Origin of the sequence: Terrimonas ginsenosidimutans, from assembly GCF_022012415.1 — a bacterium.
GTDB classification, from domain to species: domain Bacteria; phylum Bacteroidota; class Bacteroidia; order Chitinophagales; family Chitinophagaceae; genus Terrimonas_A; species Terrimonas_A ginsenosidimutans.
In genome coordinates this window covers 202,320-219,008 of record NZ_JAKLTR010000013.1, presented here as the reverse complement: position 1 = coordinate 219,008, position 16,689 = coordinate 202,320, and the positions used below count along the sequence as shown (strand labels likewise).

Genomic DNA, 16,689 nt, shown 5'->3' with positions numbered 1-16,689 from the left:
TGAACGGATGTTAGCGGGAAATAGTTGCGCGGTCTGGTAGCTTTAACATTAGTTTCGTTGACCGCTGTCCATAGACAATTGATCGAATTAAAACCGGATTAAATTTCCGTTGTCCGGTGAACAGTGAGCGGACAACGGGTAATGGGCAACAGGTAACGAAATATTTTGATCGACCCAAAAAATTAAGACTTTGCCGATATGCAGATTTTGCATATACCTTTGCAATCGATATAGCCCGGAAAGCAGGTCTGTACCAGCTTAATAAAAAAAGATAGTGAAAATACCCACTAACAGAGTCACAGCCGCAGGACTCATTATTGCTCTCGGAATTATTTACGGCGACATAGGAACTTCTCCCCTGTACGTATTCAATGCTATCATTGGGGGAAGGGAAGTAAGCGATGGCCTCGTGATCGGGGCATTGTCATGTATCATATGGACGCTGACGCTTCAGACAACGATCAAGTATGTGGTCCTGATCCTGAGAGCGGACAACCGTGGTGAGGGTGGCACCTTTGCCCTGTATGCACTGGTCCGGCGACGAAAGAAGTGGCTGGTCATACCTGCCATGATCGGAGGCGCAGCCCTCCTGGCGGACGGTATCATCACCCCTCCTATCTCCATCACCTCCGCGATCGAAGGTTTGGAAGAACTGCCCGCACTACGTGGCATGCCAACCGACACCATCGTCGTGATCGTCCTGATCATCCTCTGCGTTTTCTTCTTCCTTCAGCAATTCGGAACAGCTTCCATCGGAAAGATATTCGGACCGGTGATGTTCATCTGGTTCACCATGCTGGCTGTTCTGGGAGCGATACACGTATCAGATGACCTCGCCATTTTCAAAGCGCTCAGCCCTTATTACGCGATCGAATTCCTGCGGACATATCCCGGCGGATTCTGGCTGCTTGGTGCGGTATTTCTTTGTACCACGGGAGCCGAAGCATTGTATAGTGACCTGGGGCACTGCGGCCGGGGGAATATCCGGGCGACCTGGATATACGTAAAAGCCTGCCTGCTGATCAACTATTTCGGACAGGGCGCTTACCTGCTGAAAGAACGCAGCGGCATGGTGATCACCGATGCGGTAAAGAGTTCACAAGGGATCAATGCCTTTTATGACCTGATGCCGCAATGGTTCATCATTCCCGGCGTGATCATCGCCACAACAGCGGCGATCGTTGCCAGCCAGGCCATGATCTCCGGCGCATTCACCCTCATCAGCGAGGCGATGCGTCTTAACCTGTGGCCAAAAGTGAAGATCCGCTACCCATCGGAAGAAAAAGGCCAGTTGTTCATCCCGGCTGTAAATCTGCTGCTGTTCGTCGGCTGCGTTGGGGTTGTTCTTTACTTCAAGAAGTCTTCAAACATGGAGGCGGCCTATGGCCTGGCCATCATTATGACGATGCTGACCACCACGATCCTGTTTGCCAATTACCTGGTATTGCACCGGATCAAGGCACTCTGGATCTATATTTTCCTGATCGGCTATTTCATCGTTGAGCTCTGTTACGGCATCGCACTGATGGATAAGTTCGTTCATGGAGGTTATATCACGCTGATCGTGGGTGGCCTGATGTTCCTGGTGATGTATGTCTGGTACCGGGCAAGAAAGATCAAGAACCGGTACGTGGAATTTGTGCGGATGGAACATTATATCCCCAAGATCCAGGAGCTGAGCAATGACCGGGCTGTTCCCAAATACGCCACTCACCTGATCTACCTGACGAGTGCCAATAATCCGAAAGAGATCGAACATAAGATCATCTATTCGATCCTCAACAGGAAACCCAAGCGCGCCGACATCTACTGGTTCGTGCACGTGGATACACTTGATGACCCGTATACCTGCGAGTATAAGGTAGACCATATTATTCCGAACGATATCATCCGGATCGATTTCCGCCTTGGATTCAGAATGGAACCCCGAATCAACCTGATGTTCCGTAAAGTAGTGGAAGATCTTGTCGCCAATAAAGAAGTGAACATCATCAGCCGCTACGAAAGCCTGGCAAGCAGTAATACGGTGGGCGACTTCCAGTTCATGGTAATGGAAAAGTACCTGAGCCAGGATAATGAGCTGCCGTTCATTGAGCGGGTGATCATGAAACTGCATTTCTGGCTGAAAGAACACAGCCTATCCGAAGAAAGAGGTTTTGGACTCGACGTCGCGAATGTGACGGTGGAGAAATTCCCGCTCATAGTGGCACCCGTAACGAATTTAAGATTGAGGCGGGTGGAGGATTAATTAAAAATTCAAAAGTAAAATTAAAAAATAGTGCCTGATAACCTGAAGAAATCCCTTTTCTTCAGGTTATTTTTTTTAATTTTTACTTTTGAATTTTTAATTAACTCCCCCTTTTGCCAACATTCGTCTGGTACATACTAACCGGCATCACCGTCCTCTCAGGCCTCGCCTATTTCCTGCAGGAGAAATTTATCTTCAAACCGGAAAAGCTGGCGCAGGATTTCCAGTTCAAATACGATATCCCGTTCCGGGAATATTTCTTTGATGTAGAACCCGGCGTACGGATCAATGGACTGCATTTTCACCGGGAAAACCCTTCGGGACTGATCCTTTATTTTCATGGCAACAGCAGAAGTATAAAAGGCTGGTCAAAATATGCCCGGGACTTCTACCGTTACAATTATGATGTGGTGCTGGTGGATTATCGTGGTTTTGGAAAAAGTACCGGCAAGCGCAGTGAAAGAGATATGATGAAGGACATGCAGTTCGTGTACGATTCATTGCTGAAGGAATATGCCGAACATCATATCATTGTTTATGGCCGCAGTATCGGAAGCGGTTTTGCCAGCAAGATCGCCTCAGACAATAAGCCGCGCTACCTGATCCTTGATGCCCCCTACTATAATTTCAGGAAAGTGGTTGAACGTTTCTTACCGATCCTCCCGGTCAGGTACGTATTGCGTTATCACCTGAGAACAGACAAATGGATCCGGAAAGTGAATTGCCATACGTATATAATCCATGGAACACGTGATCTGCTGATCCCGATAAAGCATAGCGAACGTTTACAAAAACTGAACCCGCATAAGATCACGCTGATCAGGATCCATGGTGGCGGTCATAATAACCTGCCTAAGTTTGATGAATACCACAACTTTGTACGGGACATATTGAAATATTAAACCATTTTCTCCGTTAATCTCCTCTCTGCCCTTCCTTTCCGCCGGAAAGATGACACGGGAAGCAGGAAGAACAACCAGAAGAACTGAGCCCTTGAGCGGGCTTTTACTTGTTAAGTTTTCTCTAATTAGTGGCAACTGAATTAACTATCTTTCGCGTGCCCCGTCCAATATAAAACGGATCTTATGCAACTGAAACTCTACACTTATTTCCTTTTACTGGCGTTTGCCTTTTCTTCCTGCAAGAACCTTGGCAAGATCTATCAGCAGGGTCGTTATGACGAAGCAGTAACACTGGCTGCTCAAAAGCTGAGCAAGAAACCGGATGACGCCGCTACGCTGGACATTCTTCAGAATGCTTATCGCTATGCAATAGAGGATCACGAAAGGAATATCAGGAACTTCGCGGGTACTACTTCCGACCTGCGTTTTGAAAATATTTACCGGGAGTATGCCAGCCTGCAAAGTCTTTATGAATCGATCCGGCGCTCACCTTCTGTTTACAAAGTAGTGCAGCCTACGGATTATTCCTCCTTTATGAATACTTACCAGGAAGAAGCCAGCAACGCACGTGTTGACAGGGGTATGGAGCTGATGGATCAGAATACCAAAAAAGGATTCAGGGATGCTTACAGTGAATTCCAGCGGGCGCTGGCGCTGAAGCCCGGCGATCTTTCCATCAAACAAAAAATGGATGAAGCGTATGCCAATGCGGTTACAAATGTGGTGATACAGCCATTGACCAGATTTGGTTACCAGTACACCTCCTATTCTTATGATTTCAACAATTTCAATTACGATATCCTCCGTTACCTGAATAATAACAGCCGCGCGTCTTTCCTTCGTTTCTATTCTGCCAATGAAGCGGCGCAGGTTCGTCCGGACAATACAGTGGAATTGCGTTTCAGCGATGTGAACATCGGGCGATACCGGGATGAAAGAAATGTGCGGGAAGTAAGTAAGCAGATCGTGACCAAAGAGATCGTCTTCAAAGCGGATTCAGTAAAACGGGAGTATACAACTGTAAAAGCAAAGATCACCACCATCACACGCACACTACAGGCCGATGGATTACTGCAGGCACTGATCAATGATATTGACCGCCGCCATTTATGGAGTGATACGTACCGTGCTGATTATCGCTGGGTATATACATTTTCCACGTACACCGGGGATGAAAGGGCGCTGAGCGAAGAGGATAAAAGGCTGCTGAACCAGCGGGAACAATTCCCTCCTAATAATGACGAGATCATAAGAGTGATCATGGCGGATGTACAGAATAAGGCGCAGTGCGGGATAAGCGATTATTATAACAGAGTTTTCTGACAGAAAGGGAGGTTCGCCTCCCTTTTTTATTTGAACGGCGTAGGTTCCCGCGATCTACTGGTAAGAGACAGTCATCTGCGTTACCAATACTGATGTATTCATTGCAAAGGTGAATCCCTGACCCCTCTAAATCTTCCGAAGGGCTGATCGTTACCCAAATTTTTCGACGGGCTTCTGCTTCCTTCAGATAGTTTATTTCCCTACGATGTCAATCCAATGTCGTTTAGTTAAGGATTTTCCCGAAAGTTCATTCGATGGCCGATGATCGATGGCCGTTGGCCGAAAATACATATACCTACTGGTGTCAATACCCTGTACCTGGATATTCGATCATAATGACTGCCAGCAACCTCCAATTTGTCCCGGCCTACCTCACGGCACGTCAACTTAAGGTTTGCCTGGCGTAGAAGTAGCGCGGCGGACGCGGCGATACGCTGCGGACGCAGCGAAAACAGCCATGGATAATCTTGTATTTTCGTTGCGCTCTCCGCGTATCGCCGCGTCCGCCGCGCTACTTCGGGGGCTGCTAACTAAACGACATTGGATTGAAATCGTGAGCTACAGTATGAGACAGTAAATTCTTCAACTCCTCCGAAAGTTTGGATAACGATTAGCCCGAAGGGGAGACCTGGAACCGTCTGATAATAAAAAGTACGCGGATATGTCGAACATGTTATCCGATATATTTGATGCCGCTTTCATAATGACTGTGCGAAGTCTCCCCCTTCGGAGGAGATTTAGAGGGGGCCTCACGCAAGACTGTCAGCCCATCCTGTTCCGCCTTGACCCTGTCTTAAAATCCGCGGGAGCTACCCCGTTCAACTAAAAAGACGCACCCTTTCGACCGAACTTTTATTTTTCCTTTTTCCATTTCATCCTACCTTCATCTTCTATGAAAAAGCTCAACAGACGCGATTTTATAACATCCGCCGCCGTACTGGCCGCGGCTCCAACTATTATCACTTCATCCGCTATGACACAAACACCCACGCAGGTAGTGCATCATGTATTCTTCTGGTTAAAAAATCCGGGAAATGCAGCAGACAGAAAAGAGCTCATGGAAGGGCTTAAGACATTAACCGGGATCAAAGAAATAAAAAAACTCCTTATCGGCATACCGGCCTCTACTGAAAAGAGAGACGTGGTCGATAACAGTTATGATGTGTCCGAACTGATGTATTTCGACTCCGCCAAAGAGCAGGATGTTTACCAGGTTCATCCTATCCATAAAGCATTTGTAGAAAAATACAGTCATCTTTGGGCCAGGGTAGTGGTTTATGATATGTTAGTTCAATAGGACTTTTATGGAACAACAGGCAAAGAAAAAATGGGCTAAATGGCTGAAGGTCTTTATAGCTGTTTATATCTCCTGCGGGCTGGCTCTCTATTTCTTCCAGGAGAAATTCTTATTTCATCCCGAACCACTGGATGCGGAATACGAGTTCCAATTCAGGCAGCCGTTCACGGAAGTGTATCTTCCTGTTGACAATGGCCGCAATCTCAGCATCATTCAGTTCACCGTGCCTGACTCTCTGCGTAAGGGCATCGTACTTTACTTTCATGGCAACAAAGCCAATATCGAACGGTATGCAGATAATGCAAAGTTCTTTACGGATCACAACCAGGAAGTATGGATGATCGATTATCCGGGCTTTGGCAAAACAACCGGTGAGCGCACAGAACGTGTGTTATACAGTGATGCGCTGACGATGTATACTATGGCAAAAGCGCGGATAAGCAGCGACAGTATCATTATTTATGGGAAATCGATGGGAACAGGCATTGCGGCGCAGCTTGCTTCCGTACGGGAAAGCAAACGGCTGATCCTTGAAACGCCGTATTATAGCATTGATGCGCTGGCTGCCCGATTCGCGTTTATGTACCCCGTTACCTGGATGATGAACTTCCATCTGCCCACCTTTCAATACATAGAAAAGGTAAAAGAACCGATAACACTCTTCCACGGAACAGATGATAATACCATTCCTTACCGCCACGCTAAAAGACTGATGAAGATCGCTCCGGCAGGAACAGAACTTATCACCATTGAAAATGGAGGACACAATGACCTGCCGGCCAGTAAGCTGTTCCGGCAAAAGCTCGACTCACTGCTTCGGTGAGGGATGGGAAAAGTTTAGAAGTTTAAAAGTCATGACACACTAAAACACTGGGATCAACTATTAAACTATTAAACCCTTAAACTTTTAAACTTAAACTTCCCCCTGCCCTACTGTATCGGCACAACCTTCGCCGTCTTATTTTTTCTGATCTTCTCTGGTATCGTGCGAAGGATCTCCTCTTTTAACGCATCGATCAAAGCTTTCTTTACGAAGTTGCGGTGAACTACGAGGCTCACTTCCCGCATGGGTGCAGGCTTTTTGAATGGACGGATCAGTTGTGTTTGCTTCGGCGGCATGTCCAGTGTGGCCAGTTCGGGAATGATGGTGATACCATCATTCAGTTCCACCATACGGCGTAAGGTTTCGATGCTTCCCGCTTCATAGTCAAACGAACTGCCTTCCTTGCTCATCTTACGCAGCTCACAGAGATTGACGATCTGAGAGCGAAAGCAATGGCCTTCTTCCAGCAACCAAAGTTTATTGGGATCAATATCCTGCGGAAGAATATATGTTTTATCATAGATCGCGTTCTTCTTCGATGCGTACGCCATCAGCTCTTCGTAGAACAGTATAAACTCTTTGATGCCTGCCTCCTGCAGTGGGGTCACAAGGATCCCCGCATCAATTTTACCTTCGCGAAGCCGGGCAACGATCAGTTCCGTCATCATCTCATGCACTACCAGCTTAACGGAAGGAAACTTTTTGGTGAAGGGTTGAACGAAGAGCGGCAACAGGTAGGGAGCAAGCGTGGGAATGATCCCTATCCTCAATTCACCGGTGAGCACGCCTTTCTTGTTTTGCAGTTTTTCCAGTAAGAGGTTTCGTTCAGACATGATCACGCGCGCCTGTTCGATGATCTCCGCACCGGTTTCTGTTGGTACAACCGGCTGCTTGCTGCGATCGAAGATCTTTACATCCAGCTCCTCCTCCAGTTTCTGGATCTGCATGCTTAAGGTTGGCTGGGTTACAAAGCAATGTTCCGCGGCAGTGGCAAAGTGACGCCAGGTATCTACGGCTATGATATACTCAAGCTGAACAAAGGTCATGATATAGATTCCGGTTATTGAACCGCGAAATTAATCAATTCTGTTTATTTGGCTGATTAGTAGTAAAGCAGACGTACAAAGGAGGTAAGAGTGCGGTCCTTAGCCCAGCATTGCTGATACGCCAATAGATTCCAGACCATTACTTTCTACTCCTCCAGTATTGCCTTGTTCTTCGTCACCTTCAACTTATACCCCGCACCGATCTTCAGCGCATAGTTCTCTTTTCCGTGACTGACCGGAAATCCAAAACAAACCGGGTAATTGTATTCCTTTACTATATCCTGTATGAGCTCATAAACCGTTTTCCCGAATGGGCGTTCCGTATCTTTCATATCGGTAAATCCACCAATGACCAGTCCTGCCAGGTTTTTAAGTTTTCCGCTGCGCTTCAGCTGGTACATCATCCGGTCAATATTGTAGGCATACTCTCCTACGTCTTCGAGAAACAGGATGCGACCTTTTGTTTTAATATCCGATTCAGATCCAACCATGTGTGCGATCAGTGAAAGATTACCGCCAACCAGCTCTCCGATCGCCTCTCCCGTTCTATTGAACGGATGCGCATCGCAGGTATACTTTGCCCAAACGCCGCGCAATGCGGAATGAAGCGACTGCACGTACCGGTTGATATATCCTGCTTCGTTGAAGGCCCCGGCCATCGGTGCATGCAAGGAAGAAATATAATAGTTCGAATAAAGATGCGAATGCAGAACCGTCACGTCACTAAACCCTATGATCCATTTAGGATTCTTCCTGAACTTCCGGAAGCTGATCTGATCGATGATACGACCGGTCCCATAACCACCTCTTCCGCAGAGAATGGCTTTTACCTCATCGTCATCAAGCATTGTCTGAAAATCGATCAATCGTTCTTCATCTGTGCCAGAGAAATAGGTGTCAGAATTGCCGCCAAGCGTTTTTCCTGTTTTCACTTTATAACCCCATTCTTCTTTCAATACACGGATACATTCGGCTGCTTTTTCGGCAGCCATATAACCAGCGGGGCAAACGATCCCGATCGTGTCTCCGGGTTGCAGGTAAGGAGGCGTTTTGATCATATCTTATCAGTTAAGGTGCATGCACCTGTTTGTACAATTAATTTATGCGGGATCCCGCATTTCAGGGCAAAGTTATCACGCTGATGGCCTACAGGAAAATCAAAACACACCGGGTATCTGTAATTCTTTACTTTCTCCATCACGATCTGCTGAAGATCTTTTCCAAACTCCTCACCCGGATCATCCTGTTTGATCTTAAAGCCTCCGATGATCAGGCCCGCAAGATTACGAAGTTTGCCGGTACGTTGCAGATTCCAGAACATGCGATCGATACTGTAAAGATATTCGCCCGTATCTTCTACAAAGAGGATCTTATTCTCAGTGCGAAGGTCTGAATCTGAGCCTGCCAGTGTTTCGAGGGTTTTCAGATTACCACCGGTAAGAATGCCAGTGGCGGTCCCTTCCCTGTTATGCGCATTCGGTACAACTGAATAGTCCATCCCTTCCCCGGATAATGCTTTGCGGATAGATCCGATCGTTTCTTTCTGGACGCTGTCTGCTTTCTCCCATATGTCCGGAAAACTGTTACACATTTTTGAGTGGATAGATGCGATGCCAAGATTTCGTTGTATATGTGAATGCAGCACGGTAATATCGCTGAAACCGATCATCCATTTTGGATGTGCACGGAACTGCTCCCATTTGAGGTGATCGACGATCCTGACGGAGCCGTAGCCACCTCGGGCGCACATGATCGCTTTTATTTCGCGGTCATTTAACATTTGCTGCATATCGGACAGTCTTTCCATATCGGTGCCGCCAAACGTTGCATCACGCCGGCCGATTGTTTTCCCGAGGCGGATCCGGTAACCCCAGCTTTCCATCAGCCGCACAGCCGGAAGCACTTCGGCGTGAGTGATGTAACCGGCCGGGGACGTTATGCCGATCAGGTCTCCTTTTTTCAGGTAGGGAGGAATGACGGATGCAGGTTGATCTGCCGGTTTCATAGCCGAAGCTGGCAGTACGGATGCGGCGAAAAGACTGGCGGAAGATGAGAGGAAATGTTTTCGATCCATTATTTAAAGTTAAGACGATTCCGTACTACCTGAATATCTGGTTAGCTTAAAAGGAACGCGGCGGAGCAATGATACGCGGAAGCGCGGCAAATACTCAGCGTCTCTGTAGCGATTTTCGCCGCGTCCGTTGCGTACCCTTGCGCCCGCCGCGTTCCTCCCAATGTCGTTAAGTTAAAGATTCTTCTTGTAGCAGATCGATGGCCGATGACCGATGGCCGATGCCGGATACTTGTGAATCGGGGCGATTTCGGTATTTTTGCAGGCTAAATGCACGGGATTGAAGCCCGTATTAAATTGTAATATGACGAATCCGAAAAGATACCTGATCACTTCCGCCCTTCCTTATGCCAATGGTTTGAAACATGTTGGCCACCTGGCGGGCGCTTATATACCTGCAGACATCTATGTTCGCTACCTGCGCGCTCAGCAAAGGGATGTGGTTTTTGTATGCGGTAGTGACGAACATGGAACAGCCATTCCCATCCAGGCGATGAAAGAAGGCACTACTCCGCAAGCGATCATCGACAAATACCATGAAGCAATGAAACAGGATTTTGAAGACCTGTCCATTTCCTTCGATATCTATCACCGCACGAGTTCGCCGCTTCATCACGAAACTGCCCGGGAATTCTTTACTAACCTGAACGACCGTGGCGAGCTGGAAAAGAAAGAGAGCGAACAATATTTTGATGAGCAGGCAAAGACTTTCCTTGCCGATCGTTATATCAAAGGCACCTGCCCAAACTGCGGTAATGAGAACGCATATGGCGATCAATGCGAGCGCTGCGGAAAATCATTAAGCCCAGACGAGCTGATCAACCCGGTCAGCACACTCAGCGGAAGCGCCCCTATCAAGAAAAAGACGACGCACTGGTACCTGCCTCTTGGTCAGCATGAAGATTTTCTGAAGAAGTGGATCCTGGAAGAACATAAAGAAGATTGGAGACCTACTGTAGTGGGTCAGTGTAAAAGCTGGATCGAAGGCGGCCTGCAGCCACGTGCTGTAACGCGCGATCTCGATTGGGGAGTGAAAGTCCCGCTTGCTGATGCAGAAGGAAAAGTACTGTATGTTTGGTTTGATGCACCGATCGGTTATATTAGCGCCACCAAGCAGTGGGCGATCGATAATAACAAGGACTGGAAACCTTATTGGCAGGATAAAGACACCAAACTGGTTCACTTTATCGGTAAAGACAATATCGTCTTCCATTGCATCATCTTCCCGGTGATGCTGAAATTGCACGGCGATATTCTGCCTGACAATGTACCGGCAAATGAATTCCTGAACCTTGAAGGAGATAAAATGAGCACCAGCCGCAACTGGAAGCTGGAAATGCGTGACTATATCAACGATTTTGTGAAGAAGGAAAATGGCGGTGGGGCAATGGTTGATGCACTACGGTTCTATCTCACACATATTGCGCCTGAAACCAAAGACAGTGAGTTTACCTGGAAAGGATTCCAGACGGCTTACAAAAGTGAATTGATGGACAAATTCGGCAACTTCGAAAACCGGACACTTGTGCTCATGCACAAGCTTTGCGGCGGAAAGGTTCCCGTATTCCATAATGAACTGATCGACGATGACGATAAGCAGCTGATCACCGATATCACCACCTGCAAAGACACCATTACTAAATTGCTGGAAGAATACAAATTCCGCGATGCTCTCGCAGAAGTGATCGACCTTGCAAAAAAAGGTAATCAGTACATGCAGAAAAAAGAACCGTGGATCGTTGCAAAACAATTGGAGACAAACCCGGAAGTACAGAAGCAGATTGACAACTGCCTGCATCTTTGTTTGCAGTTAACAGGCAACCTTGCAATCCTGATCAATCCATTTCTTCCTAACATCGCAAAAGCGATCATCCATAAACTCAAATTAGTTGACAGAGTTCTTGAGTGGAAAAATGCAGGCAGTATGAAGTTGCTCAGTGTGGGTTACAGTTTACGCGAACCCCAACTGCTTTTCCGTAAGCTGGAAGACGCAGAGATCAACGAACAAATTGAAAAACTAAAAGCAGGACTTATAAAAGCAGTGGAACCAGTTAAAGAACAACCGAAAGAAGAAGCGGCACCGAAAGCAGAGATCCAATATGATGACTTCGCAAAGATCGACCTGAAAGTGGGAACGATCACCGCCGCAGAAAAAGTACCAAAGGCAGATAAGCTGCTGAAACTTGAGGTCGATCTTGGTTTTGAAAAAAGAACGATCGTATCAGGGATCGCGCTGCACTTCGAACCATCTGCGATCGTCGGCAAACAGGTAGTGGTGGTAGCCAACCTTGCTCCTCGAAAAATGAGAGGAATCGAAAGCAATGGAATGATCCTGATGGCAGAAGAGAATGGCAAGCTCAAGTTTGTTAACCCGGATGAAACCACAGCTAACGGATCAGGGGTGAGCTGAGGATAAAATAAACAGTAAAAATTCAAAAGTAAAAACATGCGGCTGGCACTCTTCAGCAGTAGCCTTTTGCTTTTGAATTTTTGCTTTTTATAACAGTCCGGCAGCAATAATCTGTTCCGCTATCTGTTATTGACAAACTCAACCTCCCCGACATGTCAACAGTAGATCTTGTAAAAGCCTACATACACCGTCTTTGTGCAGAGATTGGCGTGGAGGCAGATAGTATCTTTAATCAAAGTACGGGAGCCTGGTATTTCTCGCAGAGAAGCTCTACGATCGAGGTGTTTCTCACCACTCAAAAAAATCCGCTGCAGGAACCGTCTGTTTACATCAGATGCATGTCACCTCTTTGTAATATTCCCACTGATATCACAAAGCAATTCTCATTGTACAAGACAGCCCTCGCCATAAATGCCAGTTATCTGGGTTACAAGATCACTGCCGATGAATCACGGGGGATCGTTTGCATTGTAACCGAACGAAATATTGTCGGATTGGACTATGCCGAAATGCTCGATCTTATCAATGATCTTGGCTTATGGGCAGAAAAACTTCAGCTTTTCTTCAACAGAGAGATCCTGGGGTATGCTAACTGAACGTTAAAATACTGATGCTGAAAAGAGTACTTCCCTCGCTTACAGCTTTTCTAATTTTTACTTTTGACTTTTTACTTGCTTCTGCCTTGCTCAAGGCGCTGAATTTCATTATATTCATTGCAAAATGTCCGCCCATTGACGGCAATTACCATATCCAGGAAACTTCTAAAGATCAGTGCAATCATTGTCGCCGTCATGGCGGGGATCTTGGTGAGCTTTCACTTCTGGTTTATTAGTCATGCCGAAGACCTTCTTGCAGATCTTGTAAAAAAACAATCCCACGGTAAGCTGGAACTGGAAGTTGAAAAGTTCCGGTTCAACTGGTTAAAGAAAAAGCTGGAACTGCGAAGGGCCGTTTTCTATACAACAAATGATTCGTCAGCGTCCCAGGGATACCGTATTGAAGTGGACCTGCTGCAACTTCGCCTGAAAAGTTTATACTCCGTTATAGCAGATAAGAAATTTCTGATCGATTCTCTGAAGCTGATCAATCCTACCATTACCGTAACAAATCTCAGGGTGCCAGACAGTACTGCGTCAGCCAACCGGGAACATGTTTCACTGGCGCAGGAAATGGGTAAAGTGTACAATTCGATCAGGGACGCCATGAAAGTGCTGGAAGTAGATCGCTTCGTGATCGGAAATGGACGGTTCGTACTTGTGAACAAAGTAAATCCATTACCAGATGCGAAACCGGTAGTGGTATCCAATATCCACCTGAGAGTAGATAATTTCAGGGTCGATAGCGCAGCAGGCTCCAGCCAACAGAAGATCCTTTTCAGCGATAACGTCGCATTGCAGACAACCAGCCAGGATATACACTTCCCGGATGGACGGCATCGCCTTAGCTTCCGGAACTTCCGCATCAACCTGCAGAATCGCCTTGCGGAATTCGACAGCTGCACCATTACGGCAAAAAAAGGGGACAGTGACAGCAGCTCATTTACCGTATTCTTCGATAAACTGAAAATGACCAATATCGATTTTGACACACTTTACCGTGCAGAAGTGATCAAAGCCGATTCTGTTTATTGCGTGAATCCACAGTTCCGGCTTAACATAAACCTGAAGGAAAAAGCATTGAATGCAGCTCCTAAACTTGATGAGATCTTATTGCAACTGGCGGGAAGCCTTCACCTGAAATATGCTGTGGTAGAAAATGGCTCTTTTGATATCAACATAAAAAGAAGGGGGCATCCAAGCTCATTTATATCTGATCATAACAATTTTGAAGTAGAAGGATTACGCGTCCATAGATCATCTCCAAAACCAGTCACTGTAGAGCGGTTTGCTATGGCGATCCGCAACTATGAAAATTTCCTGCGCGATAGCTCGCTGTCGATCCAGTTTGACAGTATTCTTCTATACAGTAACCGGGTAAGCCTTGCAAACTTTGTATTCCGGGAGTATAAAAGTGGAAATGCAAACAACCGTGTCGGAATGCCGCAGTTTGAATTGTACGGATTATCATGGGACGATCTTGTATTCAGCCGCAACGTAAAAGCGGAGCAGCTTGTTCTATATAAACCTGTGATCAATTACACCATTAAACCCAAAAATGGAAAAACAACGGATGTGTTTGGCGCATTTGAGGAAGTAAACCGGTTACTGCAACTCAATAATCTGAATATTATTGACGGGCAGGTCAATCTTGATTTTGCCAACAATGCTCATTTAAAACTCGAAAATGTCACAAGCTTTATATCAGCAAAACAACTGGTAAAGTCCAAAAATATCAGCAGCATTCGCTCTTCCGTCAATACACTTATGTTCACTGACGGACAATTTACAATGAATGACCTTAAGATTGATATCAGGAATGCTGTCCTGTCCAACAAAAGCAACGAGGTCCATGCCGGGTCAATTGTAATCAATCAAAAAAACAAACTGGACCTGCAGGCGAATAATATCCTTATTAGTTCAGTCGTGATGGATGAAGCTAAACGCCTTGTTACCATCAACGACGTAAAATGGAGTAGTGCAAATGTCAAAGTAAAAATGGGGAAGGCAAATTCTTCGAAGGAGTCACTGCCATTTGTGATCAATCGTATTAAAGGACAGAATACAAAAGTTGCTCTTCAATCCGGGCAGCAGGATGTTTCATTTTTCATTGAGGAAATTGAGGCGGACCAACTATCCAGCGAGGGAAACCGGTGGACAACGCAAAAGCTGAGTCTCACTGGCAATAAGCTCACCGCCAGGCAACACAATAATGTATTAAGCATCGAGCGGTTCAAACTGGCGGATGGCCTCCCTTCGAAATTGCAGTATGTTCAATACAGATTTCATTCGAACATGGATTCGATACTGGTTAAAATTCCTCAGATCAGTACCGTTGCGGATATCAGCGGTATAATTCAGGGACGACTTGATCTCCGATCGCTCGATATTACCGAGCCGGAAATACATGCACATTTTGCCAGCCGCGGAGAAGACGTTGATGAACCAGCACTAACTGCATGGCCGAAGATCCATGTTGAACAAATGAAAATGCAACATCCGCTGATCAATATAACCATGCACTCCCCAAAAGGCAACAGCAGGTTTGAATGGAAGGGCAAAGAGAATAACTACATTGAAGTGCTAAAGCTTGTTACGGACAGTAATGAAGTGCAGGGAATGAATGCCGGGAAAATTGCCTTTGTTCTGGATGGGCTGATCTTTACGAATCCGAAAGGAAAAACATTCAATACCGGGAGAGGCGCTGTTAATGCTTGGCTGGAAAATGTAAATATCCGTCGAAATGATGCCGGTACATGGGACTGGAAAGGAAAACTCGGCAACCTGGCCGCTAATCATTTTACATTCGATAGCCTTGATAAACTGGGTGGACGTCTTGAAATAGAATCTGCCAGGCTTAGTAATCTTTATATCAGCTCGTCATTACTATTGAACATGTATGAACTGGTAAAAAGAAACACATCTTTCACATTGAAAGAAACGACAGGTAGTTATCAGAACAAACAGAACAGGTTTACCTGGAACAATATGCGGTTTGATAAGACAACGCACCAGTTGGAGCTGGATTCATTCGCCTATATTCCGATGCTGACGCAGGAGGAGTTTATGCGAAGCCATACTTATCAGAAAGATTACGCCAAACTGAAAACAGGGCCTGTTTCCATTGGACGCGTGAATCTTGAGCGTTATCTGAAAGATACCATTGTGGATCTTGGCACCATCACCATTAATGATGTAGTGATGGAAGATTTCCGCGACAAGAGAATGCCTCCTCAGCCGGGCGTGATCAAGCCTTTGCCGGTAAAGCACCTTGCAAAATTACCTGTGCGCCTGAACGTTGATTCAGTTCAACTGAATAACGCCAATATCAGGTACGGAGAGTACAACGACAAAACACAGGCGGCTGGCTGGATCCATGTGAATAGACTGAATGCGCTTCTTACCAATGTGCGGAACCATGGAACAACCATCACCGACAGCATGGCCATCAACGCAACGGCATTTCTTGAAGATTCCCTTTTTACGGCATTACAGGTAAAAGGATCGTATACCGATAAATTACAGGGATTCGAGATGAAAGTCCAAATGGGGAAAGCAGATCTTCGTGTATTGAATGATGCAGTTGGCCCATTGGCTGGCGCCAGCCTTAAATCAGGAATGCTAGACACGATGACGATGCTGGTGAAAGGAAATGACAACGTTGCCTATGGAGAAATGCTGATGGTCTACCATGATCTTAAAGTTAGCATTGCCGGTAAACCGCAACAGGAAAAGAGATCGTTCTTTAAAGGTGTGATCAATTCCATTGTGAATACGGTTCTTAAAAATAAAAATACTGATCGGAAGGGGATTGTTTTCTTTGTCCGTTTCCAGGACAGATCAGCGCTGAACTACCTTGTAAAAATCACATTGAGTGGCGTCGGCAGCAGCGCGGGGCTCGGTAAAAACAAGCGGCAACTGAAACGGTACCTCCGACGCGAAGCAAAAGCTGGCCGCATCACGCAAAAATAAC

The 16,689-nt window shown here is 46.2% G+C and carries 11 protein-coding genes; 8 read left to right on the top strand and 3 right to left on the bottom strand.

The genetic code is table 11. The annotated features are described in order from the left end of the window. Positions 1-274 precede the first annotated feature (274 nt). The 5 genes from LZZ85_RS19590 to LZZ85_RS19570 all read left to right on the top strand — a co-directional run bounded on the left by LZZ85_RS19590 (position 275) and on the right by LZZ85_RS19570 (position 6,593). Positions 275-2,248 (top strand): KUP/HAK/KT family potassium transporter, encoded by a 1,974-nt coding sequence (locus LZZ85_RS19590; protein ID WP_237875049.1) that lies wholly within the window; start codon positions 275-277, stop codon positions 2,246-2,248. 113 nt (positions 2,249-2,361) lie between these two features. Continuing rightward, a complete protein-coding gene (locus LZZ85_RS19585; RefSeq protein ID WP_237875048.1) occupies positions 2,362-3,150 on the top strand; it encodes an alpha/beta hydrolase in 789 nt (262 codons plus the stop codon). Positions 3,151-3,333: 183 nt separating this feature from the next. Then, on the top strand, positions 3,334-4,473 hold the full coding sequence (locus tag LZZ85_RS19580; RefSeq protein WP_237875047.1) for a hypothetical protein: 1,140 nt from the start codon (positions 3,334-3,336) through the stop codon (positions 4,471-4,473). A gap of 892 nt (positions 4,474-5,365) precedes the next feature. Then, a complete protein-coding gene (locus tag LZZ85_RS19575) occupies positions 5,366-5,770 on the top strand; it encodes a Dabb family protein (RefSeq protein ID WP_237875046.1) in 405 nt (134 codons plus the stop codon). Positions 5,771-5,777: 7 nt separating this feature from the next. Then, complete coding sequence (locus tag LZZ85_RS19570) at positions 5,778-6,593, top strand: alpha/beta hydrolase (protein WP_237875045.1); 816 nt, start codon at positions 5,778-5,780, stop codon at positions 6,591-6,593. A gap of 107 nt (positions 6,594-6,700) precedes the next feature. Here the strand turns inward: LZZ85_RS19570 and LZZ85_RS19565 are convergent, their stop codons facing one another. The 3 genes from LZZ85_RS19565 to LZZ85_RS19555 all read right to left on the bottom strand — a co-directional run bounded on the left by LZZ85_RS19565 (position 6,701) and on the right by LZZ85_RS19555 (position 9,713). Then, on the bottom strand, positions 6,701-7,639 hold the full coding sequence (locus tag LZZ85_RS19565; protein WP_237875044.1) for a hydrogen peroxide-inducible genes activator: 939 nt from the start codon (positions 7,637-7,639) through the stop codon (positions 6,701-6,703). Between the two features lie 146 nt (positions 7,640-7,785). Continuing rightward, the gene (locus LZZ85_RS19560; protein WP_237875043.1) at positions 7,786-8,697 is read right to left on the bottom strand and encodes a S66 peptidase family protein; all 912 of its coding nucleotides are present in this window, start codon (positions 8,695-8,697) and stop codon (positions 7,786-7,788) included. After that, positions 8,694-9,713 (bottom strand): S66 peptidase family protein, encoded by a 1,020-nt coding sequence (locus LZZ85_RS19555; RefSeq protein ID WP_237875042.1) that lies wholly within the window; start codon positions 9,711-9,713, stop codon positions 8,694-8,696. Before LZZ85_RS19555 ends, LZZ85_RS19560 begins: the two co-directional genes overlap by 4 nt. A 301-nt stretch (positions 9,714-10,014) precedes the next feature. Here LZZ85_RS19555 and metG point away from each other — a divergent pair, with 301 nt between their 5' ends. The 3 genes from metG to LZZ85_RS19540 all read left to right on the top strand — a co-directional run bounded on the left by metG (position 10,015) and on the right by LZZ85_RS19540 (position 16,688). Next, positions 10,015-12,120, top strand: a complete 2,106-nt coding sequence (metG, locus tag LZZ85_RS19550) for a methionine--tRNA ligase (protein ID WP_237875041.1) — start codon at positions 10,015-10,017, stop codon at positions 12,118-12,120. A 152-nt stretch (positions 12,121-12,272) separates the two neighbouring features. Then, positions 12,273-12,716 carry a YbjN domain-containing protein gene (locus tag LZZ85_RS19545; RefSeq protein WP_237875040.1) on the top strand — a complete coding sequence of 148 codons (444 nt, stop codon included), beginning with the start codon at positions 12,273-12,275 and terminating at the stop codon, positions 12,714-12,716. Positions 12,717-12,911: 195 nt separating this feature from the next. Beyond that, positions 12,912-16,688 carry a hypothetical protein gene (locus tag LZZ85_RS19540; RefSeq protein ID WP_237875039.1) on the top strand — a complete coding sequence of 1,259 codons (3,777 nt, stop codon included), beginning with the start codon at positions 12,912-12,914 and terminating at the stop codon, positions 16,686-16,688. Position 16,689: the final 1 nt, after the last annotated feature.

Excerpts from the sequence above, each read along its gene's own strand:
- LZZ85_RS19540 (WP_237875039.1), top strand. The coding sequence starts at position 12,912 with ATGGCGGGGATCTTGGTGAGCTTTCACTTCTGGTTTATTAGTCATGCC.
- LZZ85_RS19580 (WP_237875047.1), top strand. The coding sequence starts at position 3,334 with ATGCAACTGAAACTCTACACTTATTTCCTTTTACTGGCGTTTGCCTTT.
- LZZ85_RS19560 (WP_237875043.1), bottom strand. The coding sequence starts at position 8,697 with ATGATCAAAACGCCTCCTTACCTGCAACCCGGAGACACGATCGGGATC.
- LZZ85_RS19575 (WP_237875046.1), top strand. The coding sequence starts at position 5,366 with ATGAAAAAGCTCAACAGACGCGATTTTATAACATCCGCCGCCGTACTG.
- LZZ85_RS19570 (WP_237875045.1), top strand. The coding sequence starts at position 5,778 with ATGGAACAACAGGCAAAGAAAAAATGGGCTAAATGGCTGAAGGTCTTT.
- metG (WP_237875041.1), top strand. The coding sequence starts at position 10,015 with ATGACGAATCCGAAAAGATACCTGATCACTTCCGCCCTTCCTTATGCC.
- LZZ85_RS19555 (WP_237875042.1), bottom strand. The coding sequence starts at position 9,713 with ATGGATCGAAAACATTTCCTCTCATCTTCCGCCAGTCTTTTCGCCGCA.
- LZZ85_RS19565 (WP_237875044.1), bottom strand. The coding sequence starts at position 7,639 with ATGACCTTTGTTCAGCTTGAGTATATCATAGCCGTAGATACCTGGCGT.
- LZZ85_RS19545 (WP_237875040.1), top strand. The coding sequence starts at position 12,273 with ATGTCAACAGTAGATCTTGTAAAAGCCTACATACACCGTCTTTGTGCA.